The organism is Mesobacillus zeae (assembly GCF_003570705.1).
GTDB classification, from domain to species: domain Bacteria; phylum Bacillota; class Bacilli; order Bacillales; family Cytobacillaceae; genus Mesobacillus_C; species Mesobacillus_C zeae.
The window spans coordinates 25,047-46,158 of sequence record NZ_QWVT01000037.1 but is presented as its reverse complement, the minus strand read 5'-3'; the positions used below and the strand labels follow the sequence as shown (position 1 = coordinate 46,158).

15 protein-coding genes are annotated in these 21,112 nt (G+C 44.6%); 12 read left to right on the top strand and 3 right to left on the bottom strand.

Going from position 1 to position 21,112, the window contains the following annotated elements; all coding sequences use genetic code 11:
* The first annotated feature begins 216 nt into the window (after positions 1 to 216).
* Positions 217 to 1,662, top strand: a complete 1,446-nt coding sequence (gene nagE / locus D1970_RS18875) for an N-acetylglucosamine-specific PTS transporter subunit IIBC (protein ID WP_119114409.1) — start codon at positions 217 to 219, stop codon at positions 1,660 to 1,662.
* Between the two features lie 47 nt (positions 1,663 to 1,709).
* On the opposite strand, the gene proC is transcribed toward nagE, so the two are convergent.
* Positions 1,710 to 2,516 carry a pyrroline-5-carboxylate reductase gene (gene proC, locus D1970_RS18870; protein WP_119114408.1) on the bottom strand — a complete coding sequence of 269 codons (807 nt, stop codon included), beginning with the start codon at positions 2,514 to 2,516 and terminating at the stop codon, positions 1,710 to 1,712.
* 180 nt (positions 2,517 to 2,696) lie between these two features.
* Between proC and D1970_RS18865 the strand changes: the two genes are divergently transcribed.
* From D1970_RS18865 to D1970_RS18835, 7 genes are all read left to right on the top strand, one after another.
* Positions 2,697 to 3,092: a YbaN family protein gene (locus D1970_RS18865; RefSeq protein WP_209796922.1), complete on the top strand. Its 396-nt coding sequence runs from the start codon at positions 2,697 to 2,699 to the stop codon at positions 3,090 to 3,092.
* Positions 3,093 to 3,337: 245 nt separating this feature from the next.
* Positions 3,338 to 3,934 carry a CalY family protein gene (locus tag D1970_RS18860; protein WP_119114407.1) on the top strand — a complete coding sequence of 199 codons (597 nt, stop codon included), beginning with the start codon at positions 3,338 to 3,340 and terminating at the stop codon, positions 3,932 to 3,934.
* Positions 3,935 to 4,070: 136 nt separating this feature from the next.
* The gene (gene tapA / locus D1970_RS18855) at positions 4,071 to 4,871 is read left to right on the top strand and encodes an amyloid fiber anchoring/assembly protein TapA (protein ID WP_181213438.1); all 801 of its coding nucleotides are present in this window, start codon (positions 4,071 to 4,073) and stop codon (positions 4,869 to 4,871) included.
* Between the two features lie 9 nt (positions 4,872 to 4,880).
* Positions 4,881 to 5,459: a signal peptidase I SipW gene (gene sipW / locus D1970_RS18850; protein ID WP_119114405.1), complete on the top strand. Its 579-nt coding sequence runs from the start codon at positions 4,881 to 4,883 to the stop codon at positions 5,457 to 5,459.
* Positions 5,460 to 5,488: 29 nt separating this feature from the next.
* The gene (locus tag D1970_RS18845) at positions 5,489 to 6,115 is read left to right on the top strand and encodes a TasA family protein (protein ID WP_119114404.1); all 627 of its coding nucleotides are present in this window, start codon (positions 5,489 to 5,491) and stop codon (positions 6,113 to 6,115) included.
* Positions 6,116 to 6,292: 177 nt separating this feature from the next.
* Positions 6,293 to 7,816 carry a SulP family inorganic anion transporter gene (locus D1970_RS18840; RefSeq protein ID WP_119114403.1) on the top strand — a complete coding sequence of 508 codons (1,524 nt, stop codon included), beginning with the start codon at positions 6,293 to 6,295 and terminating at the stop codon, positions 7,814 to 7,816.
* Between the two features lie 836 nt (positions 7,817 to 8,652).
* Positions 8,653 to 10,506 (top strand): AMP-dependent synthetase/ligase, encoded by a 1,854-nt coding sequence (locus D1970_RS18835; protein ID WP_119114402.1) that lies wholly within the window; start codon positions 8,653 to 8,655, stop codon positions 10,504 to 10,506.
* A 37-nt stretch (positions 10,507 to 10,543) separates the two neighbouring features.
* Here D1970_RS18835 and D1970_RS18830 read toward each other — a convergent pair whose 3' ends face one another.
* Positions 10,544 to 11,611 (bottom strand): GGDEF domain-containing protein, encoded by a 1,068-nt coding sequence (locus D1970_RS18830; RefSeq protein WP_119114401.1) that lies wholly within the window; start codon positions 11,609 to 11,611, stop codon positions 10,544 to 10,546.
* Positions 11,612 to 11,900: 289 nt separating this feature from the next.
* Between D1970_RS18830 and D1970_RS18825 the strand changes: the two genes are divergently transcribed.
* From D1970_RS18825 to D1970_RS18815, 3 genes are all read left to right on the top strand, one after another.
* On the top strand, positions 11,901 to 13,127 hold the full coding sequence (locus D1970_RS18825) for an ATP-binding protein (protein WP_119114400.1): 1,227 nt from the start codon (positions 11,901 to 11,903) through the stop codon (positions 13,125 to 13,127).
* A gap of 167 nt (positions 13,128 to 13,294) precedes the next feature.
* Positions 13,295 to 14,467: an HD-GYP domain-containing protein gene (locus D1970_RS18820; protein ID WP_119114399.1), complete on the top strand. Its 1,173-nt coding sequence runs from the start codon at positions 13,295 to 13,297 to the stop codon at positions 14,465 to 14,467.
* 163 nt (positions 14,468 to 14,630) lie between these two features.
* The gene (locus D1970_RS18815) at positions 14,631 to 15,809 is read left to right on the top strand and encodes a PqqD family protein (protein WP_142921036.1); all 1,179 of its coding nucleotides are present in this window, start codon (positions 14,631 to 14,633) and stop codon (positions 15,807 to 15,809) included.
* Positions 15,810 to 15,843: 34 nt separating this feature from the next.
* On the opposite strand, the gene D1970_RS18810 is transcribed toward D1970_RS18815, so the two are convergent.
* Positions 15,844 to 16,905, bottom strand: coding sequence for a M20 family metallopeptidase (locus D1970_RS18810; RefSeq protein WP_119114397.1), 1,062 nt, complete (start codon positions 16,903 to 16,905; stop codon positions 15,844 to 15,846).
* Between the two features lie 318 nt (positions 16,906 to 17,223).
* Between D1970_RS18810 and D1970_RS18805 the strand changes: the two genes are divergently transcribed.
* Positions 17,224 to 20,673, top strand: a complete 3,450-nt coding sequence (locus D1970_RS18805; RefSeq protein ID WP_259339716.1) for a bifunctional 2',3'-cyclic-nucleotide 2'-phosphodiesterase/3'-nucleotidase — start codon at positions 17,224 to 17,226, stop codon at positions 20,671 to 20,673.
* Positions 20,674 to 21,112: the final 439 nt, after the last annotated feature.

Here is a 21,112-nt window from a genome sequence, read left to right as displayed (position 1 = left end):
TTTTCTTGCGAGGGTGTTCACGCTGACAAACTGGTTGTAAAGCATCCATTGCTTTTCAATGATAGAGCACTTATTACCGTTTTAAATTCTCACCCCGGGACATGTTCCTGGCATCCTTATGTAGAAGGGGTTGGGGCTGGAAGCAAAAGGATACACACATACTCAGTCGACCATAGGGGATTTGCTTTGTGAACTACATTCATGGGGGGAAACAAAATGATGAAATATATGCAGAATCTCGGCCGCTCTCTGATGCTGCCTGTTGCTGTTCTGCCAGCAGCCGCTGTCTTGATGGGAATTGGCTACTGGATCGATCCTTCAGGCTGGGGAGGAGGCAGCCCAACTGCAGCGTTCCTCGTCAAAGCCGGCAGCTCGATCATTGACAATATGGGCGTGCTTTTTGCCCTCGGTGTTGCATTGGGGATGTCAAAGGATAAAGATGGTTCAGCAGCACTAAGTGGTCTTGTCGCGTTTCTTGTTGTGACCACATTGCTATCAACAGATTCTGTAGCGATGCTGCAGGAAATCAAACCTGAAGAAGTCAACCCCGCTTTTAATAAAATTGAAACGCAGTTCATCGGGATTCTATCCGGTATCATCGCTGCAATCATGTACAACCGTTTCAGCCATGTGAAACTTCCAGATGCACTGGCGTTCTTCAGCGGAAAACGGCTTGTCCCGATCATGACTGCAGTTGCGATGATGCTGATCTCAGTTGCTCTTTTCTTTATCTGGCCGGTCGTTTTTAGTGCACTTGTATCATTTGGTGAATCGATCAGTAAGCTTGGAGCAGTGGGCGCAGGGCTTTACGGCTTCTTCAACCGTCTTCTCATTCCAACGGGACTGCACCATGCATTGAATTCCGTATTCTGGTTTGATGTTGCAGGAATCGATGATATCGGAAAGTTCTGGAGCGGCAAAGGGGTAAAAGGGGTAACAGGCATGTATCAGGCCGGTTTCTTCCCGGTCATGATGTTTGGTTTGCCGGCAGCCGCGCTGGCAATGTACCATACCGCAAAAGATAAAAAGAAGAAACAAGTATATGCGCTGATGCTGGCTGCAGGATTTGCCTCTTTCTTCACAGGTGTTACTGAGCCGCTTGAATTCGCCTTTATGTTTGCTGCTCCATTGCTGTATGTAGTGCATGCTGCATTGACAGGGATCTCGCTGGCGATTGCCGCTTCATTCCACTGGACAGCAGGCTTTGGCTTCAGTGCTGGTTTCGTGGATTTCTTCTTGAGCTCGAGGCTGCCTCTTGCAAACCAGCCATACATGCTGATTGTGCAAGGTTTGGTATTTGCCGTACTATATTACTTCCTGTTCAGGTTCCTGATTACGAAATTGAATTTGGTAACCCCAGGACGTGAAGAAGATACTGAAGAAGACACTGCAGAAGAAGAAAGTGCCCAGGAGGTTGACAAATTTGCTGTGATGGCAGCAAAAATCTTTGACGGTTTGGGCGGAGACTCCAACGTAACGGCTGTCGACTACTGTGCAACAAGGCTTAGGGTAGAAGTAAGAGACATGAACAATGTTGATAAACAAAAAATCAAGGATACCGGCGTTCCGGGCATTAATGTAGTAGGAGCGCAAAACATCCAGGTTATCATCGGGCCGCACGTTCAATTTGTGGCTGATGAAGTGGAAAAACTTCGCAAGTAGCTTTGACGAAAAAACAGCAGCACCGACAGTCGGTGCTGCTGTTTTTTCTATTCTGTCATTCGCTTTGATTTTTCAATCGCTGCACTGAGCCCTCTGATCACAGCAGATCGCAGCCCATTTGCTTCAAGGCTTGCCACTGCTTCTATCGTTGAACCGCCAGGAGAGCACACCTGGTCCTTTAGCTCACCAGGGTGTATTCCGGTTTCGAGCACCATTTTAGCAGCACCGAGAACCGCCTGCGATGCAAAAGTATACGCCTGCTGACGCGGAAGTCCGTGCAGCACTGCGCCGTCCGCCAGCGCCTCGATGAACATATAGGCATAGGCAGGAGACGATCCGCTGACTCCGCTGACAACATCCATCAGCTGCTCTTCCACGTATTCCGCTTTCCCGAAGCTTTCAAACAGCTCCTTGAGCTCATGCTTCTCGTCTTTTGTAATCTCATTATTCACGCTCAACGCTGTCATGCCTTCTCCAACCAGCACCGGTGTATTCGGCATCGCTCTTGCCAGCTTGACCTTGCGCCCGAAACGCTTCTCATTCTGTTCAATCGTCTGCCCTGCAGCAATCATGATCATGATGGCATTTTCCTTCACAATGTCTTTAATGTCCCCGATGACTTTTTCATATAAATCAGGAGTGACGGAAAGAAACACAATGTCGCATTTCCGGGCGATTTCAGCATTGTCGGTTGTTACATGGATTCCGAACCGCTCCTTCATTTCCTCAAGGCTTCCCATCGAACGGTTAGAAGCATACACCCGGGTGGCATGCGTGTACCCGGAACCGACAATTCCGCCAATCATCGCTTTAGCCATATTCCCACAGCCAATAAAGCCAATTTCACGTGCCATTTAAAAACGTCCTTTCCCATAAAAAATTCATTGCGATCGTTCATCTCTTGAATGATTGATTATAACATAACCGCTAGCAAAATAAGCCTCCTGCCCTATCCAGGTTTTTAAGGATGATAAATTGTCTTGTTTGTATTAATTACAGGGTAGAAATGTAGTAAAATAAGAACGGATTGATGAATGAAGGAGTTGGGCATTATCACCAGGCTGATGAAATTATTATTTGTTTCCCTGGGCTTTCTTTTCATGGGACTTGGAGTGATAGGGATTGTCGTTCCTGTCCTTCCAACGACGCCGCTTTTGCTGTTGGCCTCCTTCTTTTTCGCGAAGGGATCGAAGCGGTTTGAGAATTGGTTCAAGGAGACAAGTATTTATAAAAAATATCTTGAAAGCTTTGTAAGGGAAAGGGCAATGACAAGGCGCCAAAAAATCACCCTGCTGCTTTTGGCAGACTGCATGATTGCAATCCCAATAATCATGACGGACAGCCTTATGCTGAAATTGGCGCTGCTCCTCATTGTTGTATACAAATACTACTATTTCATCTGTAAAATTAAGACTATCCCCGCGAATTAAACTGCAGTTGGCGCACTGCAGTTTTTTTATATACAGAAAATTCTTTTTAAAGAACGTAATTTGGAGGAAATAAGAGATAATAAGTGTATTCTTCCACAAATTGTTCTTTATTAAGAAAATTCGGCCGTTTTTGCTGTTTTTAAAAAAGAACAAAACATACTATAATCGCATTTGTAGGGTTCGTTTTAAAGAACGAAGGATTGAGCCCGCAAAAATTTTACCAGGGGAAAGAGGAGGAAACGAAAATGAGTCTAAAAAAGAAATTGGGTATGGGAGCAGCTTCAGCCGCACTGGGACTTTCACTTATTGGCGGAGGTACATATGCATTCTTCAGCGACAGTGTTGAAACAAGTGCGAACTTCCAGGCAGGTACTTTGGATTTGAATGCTGCACCAACAACTATTGTTGATGTAAAAAATATCAAGCCTGGCGACACAATGACACGTTCCTTCGAGCTAATGAATGATGGAAGCCTGGATATCGCAGAAATCCTATTGAAGACAGACTACAGCGTAGTCGATGCTAAAGGCAACAATGCGGGAGAAGACTTCGGTAAGCATATCAAAGTCAACTTCCTTTATAACTGGGATAAGACAGATGGCATCATCTGGAGCACTACTCTGGCAGAGCTTAAATCAATGAGCCCCGATGCAATTGAAAATGAAATCTTCATCCCTTGGCTTGATGAAAGAGGCGGTAGCCTTAAGGCAGGTACTTCCGATACACTATTTGTCCAGTATGAATTCGTGGAAAATAATCAGGATCAAAACATTTTCCAAGGCGACAAGCTTGAACTGAAATGGACTTTTGAAGGCAAGCAGGGAGCTGGCGAAGAGAAGTAAGACAGGCTGGCAGGGGGAGGGTGGATTTTGCCGCCCTCCTTATTCCTGAATGATCTTTTTCACGTTTTATAAAAGCCATTTATATAAGGTGAAGCAGATTATTCCTTTTCATAACAACGCCAAGGAGATGAGAGGTGTGAGAAACAAAGACGGTGGGAGAATCAAGAAGTTTGGCAAGAAAAAGCGGACAGGGGGCATGGCAGCCCGATTGCTTGGAGTTTTCTACGCGTTAATGCTTACCGTGGTCCTGCTGACTACAAATACAGGTGCATATTTCAATGATGCATCTGAAGTCTCCGGAAGCATCCAGGCTGGAGAATGGCGTGAAGAATGGGATAAAAGCTCGCTGAAATTCGTGAACGATTCAGTAGACCAGACAGTCAACAGTTGCAGCCCTGCCGAAATATTAGCTGAAGTGAAAAATACCGGAAGCAATATGACGGGCCCGACAGAGTACGAAGTATATTACGCCAAAACTGGTAATCCGAAAAAAGGCACCAAGGTTGGCGATGGAACAATTAATCCGATCAATGCCAGCCAGACGGGCGTCCTGAAGTTTATGGCGACTAACCCCGGAAATTACAAATTCAAAGCCTTCCAAAGGCCGGGCCACGGTAATAATTATGATTCCAGGCAGGAACTTTGGAGCGAGACAATCACTGTCAAGTGTACAAAAGAAGCACCGGCGCCTGCAGAAACTCCTGCAAAAGAAACAGAAGAAACCGAGCCGCCGAAGCCTCAGCAGCCTTCAGAGAAGCCTGAAACTGAGAAACCTGTTGGCCAGCAGCCAGCTACACCGCCCGTACCTGAAGAGAACAAGCCCGAGCAAAGCGAACAGCCTGCCGCGGGATCAGGCGATGAAAAATCTCTTCCTGCAGAAAACGAGACTTTAACCCCAAAAGAGGAAGCTGCCCCAGCAAGCAGTGATGGAAGGTAGGAGATCATTATGAATATAAAAATGTTGGGTAAATGGTTCAGCCGTTTTATTACTGTTGTCATGTTCGCTGTCTTGGCTGTGCTGATATTCGTCGTTGTTTCTTCAAAATTGTCAGGAGGAGAGCCGCAGCTCTTTGGCTATCAGCTTAAGACCGTCCTTTCCGGGTCCATGGAACCGGGAATCATGACGGGATCGGTTATTGCTGTTAAGCCGGACGGGGATATGACACGCTTTAAGAAAAATGATGTCATAACGTACCGAGTGGAAGACAACAAACTTGTTACCCACAGAGTTACAAAAGTTGTCAAAAACGGCGATAAGGTCATGTATCGGACGAAGGGCGACAATAACAGGACAGAGGATATGGATCCCGTTCTGTCAGAAAATGTAGTTGCTGAATACGCTGGCTACACGATACCGTACGCCGGGTATATTATTGATTATGCCAAGTCGAAGAATGGAAGCGCCCTGCTCCTGATCCTTCCCGGCCTCCTTCTGCTTTGCTATTCATTTTTTACAATATGGCAGGCAGTATCCAATCTGGAAAAGAAGCAAAAAGCTTCTGAAACAATTGAAAAAACGGTGTAGTGGTGTGAGAGGATTAAGGGGGGATTGGAGTGCAGTCTCGAAATAAGAAAGCCTTGACTATTCTGTATATGCTGCTGTTGCTGTTTGCGGTTACCTTGTCCACAGGCCAGACAACGGCGGCCCCGGACACACAGGAAATCGATATTTCGGCAACACCGGACAAAGTATTGTTTGACTTATCGAATATTAAGCCAGGGGATTGGGCTGAGCGAAGCATCACACTCCAGAACAGCGGTAGGCAGGATTTTAAATATATAACATCAGCGAAGCTGACTTCTGGATCGGAAAAGCTGTACCAGAATCTTGTTTTAAAGGTATATGGGCCTCAAGGAGAATTATTTGCGGGAACCCTTGATGACTTTAAAAAGCTAGAGCCCCGATTAATCAAAAGCAGTGAAAAAGAGAACCTCGTCTTCAAGCTGGAAATGCCCGAGGAGTTGGGGAATGATTATCAGGGACTGGGCTGCAAGGTTCAAATCAGGTTCTATGTGGAAGGGACAATGGGTGGCGTGCTGCCGCCAGATGGGCCTAAACTTCCAAACACAGCAACAGGGATATTCAATATGCTGGCAGCCGGAATTTTGTTTACACTCGGTGGAGGAGCCATGTATTTATATTATTTACAAAGGAAAAAGCAGGATCTCAGCCTGTCGTGATTTACCTTGATCTCTTGGTCAAGGTTTTTCCTTTTTGGAGGGCATTGGAATGTGCGCAAACCACGCCGAAGGCAATCGGCCCAAAATCCTTAAAACGTTCATTTCTGTATATTGTAACTGTGATAAAGCAGGCATATAATTTTACGTGTTATTCATGAGGAAAGAAGGCGCATTGGAATGATTCAAATGCTCAGGCGTGAGTTCTTAGCAGGGATTACAGTTTCAGTGGTGGCCCTCCCGCTTGCCTTGGCGTTCGGTATCCAGGCAGCCGGCAGCTCTGAAGGTGCAATCATTGGATTGTACGGAGCCATCATCACAGGCTTTTTTGCAGCGCTATTTGGCGGGACAAAAGGTCAGGTAACAGGTCCAACAGGGCCAATCACAGTTATTTTTACAGGAATTATTGCAAGTCATGGACTTGAATATGCTTTTTTAGCAGCATTTTTGGGAGGGCTTTTTCAAATAGTTTTCGGACTTTTGAAAGCAGGCAATTATCTTAAATTTATTCCCCTTCCTGTTGTGAGCGGGTTCATGAATGGTATCGCGATCATTATCATAATGGGTCAGCTTAAATACGTAACTGGCAGCTTTTTAGTCGTGTTATTAACGATTGTATTTATGCTTGCGTCAATAAAGTGGGTTAGGGCCATTCCACCAAGCCTAATGGCGCTGATTGTCGGAACGATGGCGGTGTTTTTGCTTGAAAAAGTAGTGCCGGCCATTTCATTTAACCTTCCGTTCATTAACGATTTTGTCGTTTTTGACGTTGTTGAAAGGATTGGGGAAATTCCAAAAGGGTTACCGGAGTTCCATATGCCGATTGCTGGTATGGATATGATGGTCTCGTTGATTCCAGCGGCCTTGAGCATAGCGGTCCTTGGATCGATCGACTCCTTGCTGACATCAGTGGTTATGGATAATATGACGGGGACAAAACATAAGAGTAATAAAGAATTGATTGGGCAGGGAATCGGCAATGCTGTTGCAGGCTTGTTTGGTGCAATGCCGGGCGCTGGGGCTACGGTCCGATCTGTTGTGAATCTTAGAAGCGGCGGGCAGACGATGATTTCTGCTATGGTACACAGTGTGGCATTGCTGCTGTTCATGCTAGTCTTCGGTTCTTTTGCGAGCCAGATTCCGTTAGCCGTACTTGCAGGTATTTTGATCATTACAGGAATTACGATGTTTGACTATGACAGCTTTAAAATATTAAAGGACGAACCTCGTTCGGATGCAGCACTCATGCTGGTTACGATGATTCTTACAGTTGCAGTTGACCTGATGGTTGCGGTTGGGGTCGGTATCGTGATGAGTGCATTGATTTTCATGAAACGGATGAGTGAAGAGGGATTCAGCATCAGTGAAAGTCAGGAGGATGGACTGAAGGTCTACGGGCTGGAAGGACCGCTTTATTTCGGTTGCACTGACAGGCTGACAGAAGTAATCAGCAAGGATGAGGGCAAGGTGATTGCAATCAACCTTGAGCTGGTAAATATGATTGATGCTTCTGGAGCAGCGGTGCTACTGCAGCTGGACGGACAGTTAAAAGGTAAAGGCCAGAAGCTCTATCTTTATGGCGCGGCTAAAAACATCGAGAGAAATCTCCGCAGGATGAAGATCGTGGAGCGTTTAGGTACCGGGGGATATTTTGAGGATTTCAAGGAACTGGATACCTTTTTAAAAGATCATCAGACAGCATAATTTGGACTGAAAGCTTGGCCGCATTCTAACAGGATGCGGTTTTTTTGTTTGGGGCTTGTGGTGAATCAGAGGTGAACTTGTAATTTATAGTGGGGCATGTGGTTGGATAAGTTGGGGTTTTGGTTGCACTTTGAGGGTGGCCGATTAACTGCTGGAAATTTCCGATTACCTCAATAAAACTTCTTAAGCAGTCCAATCCGAAAAAAGGAATGTCAAGTTCTGTCCATCCCATAAGATATAAAGAAAAGCGAAAGCGCCCGTTAAGCGGCGTATGGACTGGAGCCACCCGACTGAGATAAGGCGAATCTTCAATCAGCGGATGGGTTTTACCGCTGATTGTTAGATGAGCCGATCGGGCTTTTACGGGCAGTTGGGAACCTACTGACCGTTAATGCGCGATAAAGGAAACACGAAGAGCGTTAGCGAATCGATGTTGACTTATCGTAGGGAGGTGGGCGAAGTCCACTAGGCGCTGGGTGCTGTAGCTGGACAAAGAAAAGCAAAAGCGCCCGTTAAGCGGCGTATGGACTGGAGGCACCCGACTGAGATAAGGCGAATCTTCAATCAGCGGGTGGGTTTTACCGCTGATTGTTAGATGAGTCGATCGGGCTTTTACGGGCAGTTGGGAACCTACTGACTGTTAATGCGCGATAAAGGAAAATGAAATGCGGAAACGCGAGACAGTGCCTGACCCCCTTTAACGCACCACCGCGTTGGGGGTCAGGCACCCTGTGGCGATTGCACGCTGTGATGCACAACCGCACTGGGGGTCAGGCACGCTGCGGGGGAGCAGAGCAGTGCTGCATTGTAATCATACTTTGATGGGGTGGTGTACAATGAACAGGGAAAATTTGCTTGCTGCTGTTTACCATTCTGTTTTGAGGTTTCCGGATAAAAAGGCATTGATGTGGAAATGCGGGGGAGTTTACCAGAGCATGAGCTATTCGGCCATGTGGAAGCAAATTCGGCATGCCGCAGCCGGGCTGGCAGGAATGGGAATTACGAGCGATGACAAGGTTGCCATTCTATCGGAAAATAACCCAACATGGCCCATTTCCGATTTAGCGATCCTGAGCCTTGGCGCTGTTTCAGTTCCTGTCTACCCCTCTCTTCCTGCCAACCAGGTTGAACACATCCTGCGCAACGCCGAGTGTAAGGCTGTCATTGTTCAGAATGAGCAGCAGTTGAACAAGGTACAAGAGACAGGCATGGAGGATCTCATCAAGGTTGTCATGGACACACAATCTCCGTTTACCCATCCGGGCAAAGTAATTCCGTTCTACGAACTTGTTGTAACTGGCCAAAACAATCCTCTTTCAGGCTGGGAGGAGAGTTGGCAGTCAATTGACAGCGGGCAGCTTGCGACCATTATCCACACCTCCGGGACCACAGGATCGCCAAAAGGCGCGATGCTTACGCATGGGAACTTTCTTTCAAATATAAAAGCTATCCAGTTCTGGTGCATGGAAGCAGGGCCTGATGATATACTTCTGAGCTATCTTCCTCTTTCCCATGTTTTTGAGCGGATGGCAGGACAGTTTACTCCGTTGACAGCTGGTGCCACAATTGCCTACGCTGAAAGCATCGAAGCAATCCCCGACAATCTGCTTGAGGTCAGGCCAACCATTATGACCACCGTCCCCCGGCTCCTCGAAAAAGTGTATGCCAAGGTGCAGGGCCAAGTGGCAGCAGGCGGTACGATAAAAAAGAAACTGTTTAACTGGGCAGTCGGCACAGGGACTGAGCGTTACGAATACCTGGCGAATGCCAGTATGGATGAAATGGTTTTTGGTGAAATGCCGAGAAAGCTGCGACGTCGTTATTCCGTTGCAGACAGGCTTGTTTTCAGCAAGGTAAAAGCTAATCTCGGCGGGAGGATGCGTGCGCTCGTATCCGGAGGGGCAGCTCTCAATCCGGAAATTGCAGGCTTTTTCTGGTCAATGGGGATTCCCATTCTGGAAGGCTATGGCCTTACCGAAACAGCACCTGTCATTGCCTCGAACCCGATGACCCGGCCAAAAATCGGAACGGTGGGCAGAGTTCTGGCCAATGTCGATGTCCGGATTGCGGAGGACGGAGAAATCCTCGTTAAAGGCCCAAGCATCATGAAGGGATATTACCGGAATGAAGAGGCTACCGCCGAGCAATTCTCGGATGGATGGTTCCGGACCGGCGACATCGGTACATTGGATGACGACGGCTATTTAACGATCGTCGACCGTAAAAAGAGACTCTTGATCTTATCGACCGGAAAAAATGTAGCACCGCAGCATATCGAAAATGCAATCAACCAAAGTTCTTATATTGAAAACAGTGTCATTCTTGGCCATAACCAAAAATATATCATTGCTGTCATTTCTCCTGATCAGGTAAACTTACGGGATTGGGCGGAAAGGCATGGTGTTGAAGCTGTAAGCAGGCAGGAATTGATCCAGCATCCAAAAGTGCAGGAACGTATTGAGAAAGAAATGAAAACGCTCACAGTGAAGCTCGCTCCATTTGAACAGCCTAAAAAAGTCATCGTCGTTCCTGATGAGTGGACGGTCGATAATGGATCTATTACTCCAAGCTTAAAGGTACGTTACAATGTTATCGAAGAAAAATACAAAGAAAGTATCATTGCTGGTTATCAACAGGAAGCATATCTTCAGCTGGCAGAATCAGCGGAAGAAGGGTTGTCTGAAGGATGACCATAATGAAAAAAGACAGGAGCTAGCCTGTCTTTTTTCATTGGGCGACATTGATGCAAACACAATTGCGGCTTTTTCTTTTCGCCAAATACAGCTGCTGGTCAGCCTGCCCGATCACTTGCTCCAGGCAGTCTGGGTTTGTAAGTTCAGCAGCTCCGATGGATAGGGATAAAGTACTGTCTGGTTGTGTGCCATCATATAGAAAGGAAGTGGAAGAAGCTATTTTACGAATGTTCTCCAATACCGACATCGCCTCTTTTTCATCATCTGCAGCCAGGAGAATAAGAAATTCATCCCCTCCATACCGTGCAGCCACAATTGGTGCAGAGCGTTCTGCCAGGATGATTTCCCCGACCTTTTTAATGGCTTCGTCACCGGCCTGGTGACCGTATGTATCATTAATTTTTTTAAAAGAGTCGATATCGGCCATGGCAATAAACATCTTTTTTTCATCATGTTTGAAGCCTGATAGCATTTCCCCGAAAGACCGCATATTATAGAGCCCTGTCAATGCATCTCTCTCGGCGTAGTATTGAAGCTGGTTCATGAGGCTAAGCTGCCTTCTTCCGGATGTGATAAATAAATAAAGGATAAGGCTAGCCAGCATAAATGACCCATATCGGACGAGCAAGGACCCTTCCAATGCGCTAAGGTCTTCCAATGTCTGAGGAAGATTTGCAAGTATCCAGGATGCTGTCACAATCAGAAAGGCTTTTGCGTAATGGATTCTATCCTTGTCAAGAGGGTAAAAGGCCAAAGGGAGAAGGACAGGCAAAACAGTATGGAAAAAGAATCTCCCGTATTCAAAATCTTCTCCGCAAAGCTGAAGTAATAGGAAAAAAAGAAACAAGGCAGGAACGCTGAATTTCAAGCCATGGAAAAGCGATAGAAAAATCAGCGGGGCCAAGCTTAAATCGAATTCAGATCCATTGAAGCGAACCGGAAAATAAACCATAGAAACAGAGGCACCCACAACAACCAATACGTGAATCAGACAAAGCCAGCTGCCAGAAATCCGCTTCGCCTGGTGAAAAAGATACCCGGTATTGATTAGCAAATGCATTAAAAGTAAAATGCCAAGATTAGCTAGAACCGATTCAGCCAAAATGAAACACCTCGAATTTCTTTTACGCCATATGAGTAAAGTATAATCCTATTTTAAAATCACTGGGCCCAATTAATAACTATACCTTTAGTTTGGTTAAAGTGGAATTTATTTGAATTTATATCGTGAAATAGTTATGCATTTGTTAAAAGAATTCAAGGAGGTTTGTCAAAAAAGTTTGGTTTTTGGCAAATAAATGTTCGACAAACTCCACCAATAACTTACATATACTGATATAATCAGGACTGAGCAACAAAGTATTTATTCATATTAAGAAGGGGTTATACCAGTGAACAGTAAAACAGAGGATGTCCTCTTATTTGAAGAAATCAAAACAGCCAAGTTTTTCTTATGGGTTTTTTATATTATTCTTATCTCTTACGATGCTGTCTATTATTTTGTCATTCCATATTATTCAAATGAAGAGATTGGATTTCCCAAAGGCGGTATGGGAATTTGGTATTATATAATATGCTTTTTATTATTGCCCCCAGCACTTTACTTTTTAAAGTGTGGCAAGCCATACAGAATAAAATATATATATATTATAAGTTTTCTTTTTTTGGATGCTATAAATAATATTATGATTTATTGGCCAACCAAGCAGCAGTTTGCCAGCGGGCATGTACTCGAACTATTCTTTGTTTTGTTTACGCCTATTTTTTTAAATAAACGTTTTTTCTGGGCAGTGACAATAAGCTATCTCACAAAATATATCTTTTTTGGGTTGGCGCTCCATACTCCAAAAGCATTCCTCCCTGTCTTTGTAATCTCATTCCTGTGCCTGATTGGGTGGGTATTTCTTACCCGGTTTCAATCGTATATCAAAGCTTTATTGACAGCTTATGAAAATATGAGGCAACAGGAGAAACATGTCGTTGTTGGCCAGATGGCGACTGCGATTGCTCACGAGATAAAGAACCCCTTATCCTCTTTAAAAGGGTTCACCCAACTGCAGCAGGAAAGAGACAGTAACACGGATAATTATTATCCTATCATGTTAAATGAGATTGACAGAATCAATGCGATTGTCACAGACTTACTCATTCTCGGGAAACCAAGTAACGCGATGAAGCGAGAAAATGACTTAATGAACATTATTGAATATGTCAGTTCAATGATGGCCCTTCAAGCTGAAAGGGAAGGTGTCCAAATTGAGATTGAAACGAGGGAAAGCATTCCCGCTGTTGTTTGCGATGACAATCAGATCAAACAGGTATTGATTAATTTAATAAAAAACGCAATAGAAGCTATGCCGAATGGAGGTAGGATATCTGTTCAGATAGTACCTGGCACTAAAGAAGTAAGTATTCGCATAAAAGACACTGGAAAAGGTCTGTGCGAAGAGCAGCTTTCGAAATTGTTCGACCCCTTCTTTACGACCAAGGAAACTGGCACAGGACTGGGCCTTCTTGTTACAAAGAAAATAATTGAAGAACACCAGGGAAGTATCAGTTTCGATAGCAAACTGGGAGAAGGGACTCTTGTCGTAGTCACTTTGCCAACTGGCGAGTGACTATCCCCTGTTAATATGATGGATATTTATATATCCGTCATATTTTATCGAATTTTAATAGGTATTTAGACCTATTATTGTTAAAGAAACATAAATAGTATTTAAATCCTTCTTATTATTGGCGATATCAAAGGTAGGAAACTTTGTAATTGAATTGAGGTATTGTAATGCAGTTAGAGACAAATGATGCAAGATTAAGAACTGAAGAGCAAAGGGCATTAATATGGTTCTTGGGTTTATTCTACGTAATATTCATTTTATATGATTTTTTTTACTACTATATCTATAAAAAGTATGTAATGAACATAGAACCAGGATTACCATCTGACTTTGGATACTGGTACTACTTGTTCGTGTTTCTCTTGATTCCTATTACTTACGCACTAAGAAAAAGTAAGAGGATATATTTAACAAAGTACATTTTAATTTCAGTTTACATAGTAATGTCAATCATAAATGATGCCTTCACCTATTTAGGAAGCGATTTGACCTATCAAACAGGAAATATTGTGGAAGTTTTTTTCATTTTGTTCACTCCTATCTTTGTAAACAAAAACTTTTTTAGATTTGTTTTTACAGGCATTGCGTTCAAATACATTATGGTTGGGCTCATATTAAAAAGCTGGCAGGTCCTTCTACCCCTCACTATTTTAATGATCATATTTGGAATAGCATTTGTCATGTTAGGACGATTTCAAGGCTACGTTGGTGCAATTACCAGTTCCTATGAAAAACAGCTTTCTGGAATAGTTAAAGGAATTATCACGACAATTGAATTAAAAGATCCTTACACCCGGGGGCATAGCGAAAGAGTGGCTCATTATGCCGGCTCTTTGGCAAAAAATATCGGGAAATTTTCCGATGTGGAGCTGAACGATTTCCATAATGCCTGTCTTCTCCATGATATCGGAAAAGTGAATATTCCTGACAAGATTTTAATGAAGCCTGGAAAATTAACATTAGAAGAATATCAGGTGATTCAAACACATCCAGAGGCAGGCGCTGAAGCTATCAAAAAGATAAACGGTTTGGGAAACAGCATCGAAGTTATTCGGTTCCATCACGAGAGATGGGATGGGAAAGGGTACCCTCATCAGTTAGTGGGAGAAAGGATCCCTTTACTAGCAAGAATAGTATCCATTGCCGATGCGTTTGATGCCATGACTTCGTCACGTTCTTACCGGGCTGCCATGAGCTGCGAAGAAGCTTATAGGAGAATATTGGAAGGACAGGGAACACAATTTGATCCTACTCTGTTGCAATACTTCATTGAAGTTTATCCTCAATGGGTTGAATTTCATAAAAACTACGCATCTAAAAAGGCTTCCGAATCAAAATGAGGGCATTTGAGAGGAGGTGAAGATCATGAAAATCAGAAAGTTAAAAGAGGTCAAAACAACATGCTGGTGGTGTTTTTTTGTTCCTAACCGATAGTTCTCCCAAGGGGATGCCTGCTTCTAAGACATCCCCCGATTAGATTCTAAAAGGACGGGACTGGTCAGTGTGGCTGGATTGGATTCGAAAGTAGCTTTGTGTCCGCTGGATATACGGAAGGACAGGAAGAATTATATTGTGGAGGATGTTCGTTCACAAGAGTTTTATGAGATGCAGGAGGTTTGTGTGGCTGCCATCTCGATGATGAACGAGGGGAAGTGCCTTGGTGAGGTTGAGGCGGCTTTGAAGGAACAATTCCCTGACGAGGATGTGGACATCCTTGAATTTGTTGGGCAGCTCGAAAGCATCGGACTGATTGCAAGCCTTGATGGCAAAACGGTACACGGTATTGAGGCAGTTTCCACAGATGATTCAGGTTTAAGCTGGATTTCCCCTCGTTTAGGCCGGTTTTTCTTTAATGATCTCAGCGTTAAAATCTACAGTCTCCTGTTAAGCGCCAGTTTTTTTATGTTTATCCTCAGGCCGGAAACTTTCCCCGGTTACAAAGACATTTTTCTGTTTGATTTGATGATGTACAATTTCCTCTTATGGCTAGTTGTGACTTTCCTGTTTGTTTGCTTCCATGAACTGGGCCATGTTTTGGCTGCCCGTGCCGCGGGTCTTCCTGCAAAGGTCGAAATCGGCCACAGGCTGTTTTTTATCGTGCTGGAGACGGACATGTCAAGGGTATGGTCGCTAAGCCCGGACAAACGAAACAGACTGTATCTTGCCGGCATGTACTTTGATGGGCTTGTTCTCTTTACTGCGGCTGTCTCCCAATGGCTGTTTGCCGGCCATGCGTTTGCACTGGGTCTGGCCAAAATCATTGTATTCGATACACTTGTCAGGCTTGCCTACCAATGCTGCGTGTATATGAAGACAGACCTGTATTATGTCTTTGAAAATATGACAGGCTGCTATAATCTGATGGAAAACGGCCATAATTACCTTAGGCGCTGGCTTTCTTTTTTGCCAAAAGAAAAAGCAACAGACAGCTTTAAGGGAGAGGAAAAGCTGGTCCGCCGCTATGCCTTCTTCTATGTGGCAGGAGTTATGGTCACCGTGCTTCTATCCGCTTTCTACTATATTCCGCAGCTGGTGTTCGCCATAGGCAAGGTTATACCGGGATTTTCACAGCCCGCGGGAAGCATCTTCTTTTGGGATAGTGTTGTATTCCTTTTGCAATTCGTGCTGATTTTCGCTCTCCTGCTTTACTCTTGGTCAAAAAAATACCGCTTGCAGCATTAATTTAGGCTAAGTGGAATGCCTTGCTTGAACAGCACTAAAACGCTCTTGCAAAATCCTCGAGCATGGTAAGGTAAGTGTACAATGACTGGATTTCCACATATTCTTCGTCCCCGTGCCAGTTGGCTCCGGATGGGCCAAACTCTATGGCCGGGATGCCTTTCGACGCAAAAAAATGCGTATCCGCCGATCCGTGCTGGCCGAAATACCGGGCAGGGATACCTGTATGCTTTTCAACAATTGAAGAAAGCTTATGAATATACACGTTTTCTTTTTTTGTTTCGACAGGAGCCCCGGCAACCTTGATGATTAGTTTGCCATTTGTAATATCGTCAATCTGCCTGATGATCTGCTCTGTCTTCTGCCCGGGAAGATACCTGATATCCAATGACATTGTGCATAAATCTGGTACCTTATTATAAACCTCGCCCCCGTTTATTTTTGCTAGATTGACAGACGGGGCAGGGTAGAACTCTGTGTGGTCCTTCAAAAACGGCAGCCCGCAAATTTCTCCGTACAGCTCCCAGGCATTCGCAATGGCATTCTCACCTTCCCATGGCCTGCTGCCATGTGCTGCTTTCCCGGCAACTTCAATATCCATGTGCAGCACTCCCTTAGCTTGAAGCGCAATGCCAAGCTGGGTCGGTTCAGAACAAATGGCAAAATCCCCCGTATGTCCGTTATCAACAAGATAACCGGTACAATTATAGCCGCCAATCTCTTCATCCGAAACGATTTGAAGCTGGATTTTCACCCCTAATGTTTCATTCTTTAAGCGTGAAACAGCAAACATCATCGCAGCAATCCCTGCCTTCATATCTGCTGATCCCCGTCCATACATACGCCCGTTTTTTTCGACAGGAAGGAACTGTGACTTCTTTCCGCTTACAACATCGACATGGCCATTGAACACCACTGTCTCTGAACCTTCGCCAATCTCGCATAATAGCATTTTACAGCCATTGTTTTCAAGGAGCGAAACATTGCAGCCCTGCTCAATCAGCCATGTTCCGCAAAATTCAACAGCCTGGTTCGCGCCATCCTGTGTCGAGCTGTCAATCAGAAGAAGTTCCTTAAGCAAAGTTTTCAAAGCTTCCATGCGCAAGTCCTCCTTCATTTTTTCTACATTAATTTACTTACCACAATTCATGCCTCTCAACCTTTTTTTTTATCCAAACCAGCCCCATTCTAACGATATGATTTGGTTTCCTGAAAGTATTCTTCCGGGTTTTTTTCTTTTCAGGAACTGTAGGATAGATTTGTCAGGATTTTTAACAAAAATTTACGAAATATTATTACTTTCATCCTATTTATAATTATCTAATTAGCAATATAATTAGTTTGGTAGAATGCAAAATCAAGATAAGGGAGCTGTTTTGCTTTGAAAAAACCTTTTTGTAAAATAGGAAAATCGGTGGTGGCAACAACTATGGCGCTGACCATGCTTTCTGCACCGCTTTCATGGGCATCGCCTGCAGCAGCCGCAAAGCCGGACAAGCCGGGGAAGCATGAAGTTCAGCTGCGAATCCTGGGCACGACCGATATTCATACACATTTATACAATTACGATTACTACAAGGATGCTGGAACGCTGGAGTTTGGCCTGGCGAAAACTGCAACTCTTGTAAAAAAAGCCCGGGCGGAGCAAGCCGGCAAGAACACTTTGCTTTTTGACAATGGCGACCTCATTCAGGGAAACCCGCTTGGCGATTATAAAGCCAAAGTGGACAAGCTGGAAGATGGTGAAAAGCACCCTGTATTCAAAGCGATGGAACTGATGGATTATGATGGGGCAACAGTAGGCAACCACGAGTTCAACTATGGCCTTGATTACCTGGATGAAGTGCTTGACGATGCTCCAATGCCGTATGTTAATGCAAACGTTTACAAGGATGATCGTGACAATAATCCTGCCAATGACGAACATTTTTTCAAACCTTATAAAATCATCAATAAAAAAGTAAAAGATAAAAATGGCAAGACTCAAGTTATCAAAGTCGGTGTGATTGGGGCAGTGACTCCGCAAATCACACTATGGGATAAAGCAAACCTTGACGGAAAAGTCATCACGAAAGATATTGTAAAATCGGTGGAAGCACAGATTCCAAAAATGAAGGAAGAAGGCGCGGACCTTATCATTGCCCTTGCCCATACTGGGATTGGCGATGAAAAAGCAGTGGAAATGGAAGAAAACGCTGCCTATGACCTGACGAAGGTGAAGGGAATCGACGCGATTATTTCAGGCCACAACCATTTGACTTTCCCAGGAGATTTCAAAGGACTTCCGGGTGTGGACCAGAGCAATGGAACGATTAATGGTGTCCCTGTAGTTATGCCTGGGAATTGGGGCAACCAGCTTGGCGTCATGGACCTAACGCTTGCAAAGGTAAAAGGAAAGTGGACTGTCCAGTCGGCCAAGTCACAGTTGAGGGCCATTTATGATAAAGCCTCAAAGACCAGCCTGGCAGACCCTGATCCTGAAGTATTAAGAGCCGTGAAAGAAGACCACGAGGGCACAGTTAATTATGTCCGCCAGCCGGTTGGGACTACGACTGCAGACATTCACAGCTACTTCTCGCTCGTACAGGACGATCCGTCCATCCAAATTGTGACAAACGCACAGAAGTGGTATATCGAAAATAAAGTCAAAGGCACTTCTGACGAAAACCTTCCGATTCTTTCTGCTGGCGCGCCATTCAAAGCTGGCGGTAGGAACGGAGCAAGCTATTACACCTACATACCTGCAGGAACGATAGCGATTAAAAATGTTTCGGATTTGTACCTGTACCCTAATACAGTTTCGACTGTAAAAGTAAAAGGTGCGGATGTAAAAGAATGGCTTGAAATGTCCGCAGGGCAGTTTAATCAGGTTACAGCGGGAAAAACAGACGAGCAACCGTTAGTGAACCCAGCGTTCCCAACATACAATTATGATGTCATTGATGGAGTCACATACGAAATCGATGTCACCGAGCCTGCGAAATATGACCTGACAGGAAAAGTAGCGAATGCGGAGGCAAACCGCATCAAAAATCTGCAGTACAATGGCAGCCCGATTGATCCTGAACAGGAATTTCTTGTTGTCACAAATAACTACCGGGCAAGTGGCCAGTTCCCTGGTGTGCGAAACAACACTGGAGTAGAAATCTATCCTGACGAAAATCGCCAGGCCATCATCGACTATATTTCAGCAGAAGGAACAATCGATCCATCCGCTGACGGCAACTGGAAGTTTTCTTCTGTGTCTGATGATGTGAACGTTACATTTGAATCAGCACCAGAAGCACAAAATGCGATTGCTGAAGGAAGCCCGATCAAGTACGAAGGACCTGGGGCAAACAATTTTGCCAAGTATTCATTTAAGCTTCCAGCTGCAAAAAACTTCGAGCTGCAGCTTCTTGGAATCAATGACTTTCACGGTCAGGTTGATACTTACAACACGAAGCTGAATGCTGGCGGAATCGAGTATCTTTCTGCATACCTAAAGGAACGGGAAGCACAAAACCCAAACACTTTGCTAGTCCATGCAGGTGATGCAGTTGGGGCGAGCTCGCCTGTTTCAGCGCTGCTTCAGGATGAACCGACCATTGCCATGTTCAACAAGCTTGGCTTTGACGCCGGAACGCTTGGAAACCATGAATTTGACGAAGGCGTTGCCGAAATGAAGCGATTGATTTTCGGCGGAAGCCACCCAAAAACAGCCGAAAAGTATGGAGAGTTTGAGGGAGCGAGCTTCCCTTATGTCGCAGCAAATGTCATCGACAGCGCAACGAAGAAGCCTGTCCTCGATCCCTACTTTATTAAAGAAGTGAACGGTGTGCCAATCGGAATTATCGGCGTCACTTTTTCCGATACACCTGGCATTGTTATTCCTAGCGGGGTAGCGGGTGTAGAGTTTACCGACGAGGCGGAAGCAATCAACAAATATACAGCCGAATTAAAAGGTAAGGGCGTTGAGACAATCGTTGTGCTCGCCCATAATCCGGCTGTATCTGCTTTGGACGGATCAAACCCTGGGGAAGAGCTTGCCGGGATTGCAAGCAAAGTGGATGACGAGGTAGACGTATTGTTTGGTGGGCATAATCATGCCTATACAAATACGACGGTTGACGGTAAACTGCTTGTCCAAGCATACTCTTACGGCACTGCTTTTGCCGATGTAGATTTAACCATTAATCCGAAAACAAAAGATGTTGTTTCTAAAAAAGCTGAAATTGTGATGACTGACCGTTCTGCCATCACACCTGATTCTGAAATGAAGAAGCTCCTTGATTCTTATGTTTCAGGCGTTGCCCCTATTTTAAACGAAGTGATTGGGACGACAGCTGCCCCGATTACACGTTCGGCAAATGCTGCAGGCGAATCGGCAATGGGGAATTTGATTGCTGATTCTATGAGGCATGCCACTGGTACAGACTTTGCTTTCATGAACCCTGGAGGAGTCCGAGATGAAATCGATGGCGGTGATATTACCTGGAAAGAAGCCTTTACTGTTCAGCCGTTCGGTAACGATCTTGTCAAAATGAATGTCAAAGGCTCTGATATCAAAACATTGCTCGAGCAGCAATGGGGCAGCAAAGTCAGAATTATGCCGATTTCCGGCTTAAAAATAACCTATGACGATACAAGAGCTGTTGGTGACCGGATTGTTTCCATGATGAAAAATGATGGAACACCGATCAGCATGAACGAAACCTACTCCATTACTGTGAATAATTTCATGGCGGGTGGCGGTGACGGCTACTCGGTATTAGCAGGAATTTCGGATAAGACAGTGGATGTTGTGGATCTGGATGCGCTTATCAGCTACATCAAAGATAAGGGAGAGGTCAATCCGCAAATCGAAGGACGCGTTGTAAAACTATAGAAACCTTTCATTGATTTAAGTGCCGGGAGGAATCCCGGCATTTTTTAATAGATTCGTGACTTTAGTCGTTTAAAGTGTGGGAAACTAATAGATAGGCCGTTTTGGCTGTTTACAGAAATGCAATCGGCTCATTCTGCAATAATTTCAGCTGAAAAGCTAATTCATTGTCTGATAGGAAAATAAGTTGGCTTGAAAGGGGAAGTTTCTTGTCGCATAGCTTGTTACAGCGGTTGATGATCTGGCTGAATGGATGCTGGATTGGGTTTCTCAGACGGGAAATATTATATTTCTAAAACAGGACTATTGAATCAAATTTAGCTACACTAAACAATTTTTATATGAAGATAAACAGCGGTTTTAAGGCCTAAAGGCTTAATTAGAAAAGCGATAAAGACAACAAGAAGTGCTAATAGACTATGAAGGTGATTAAATAACTCTA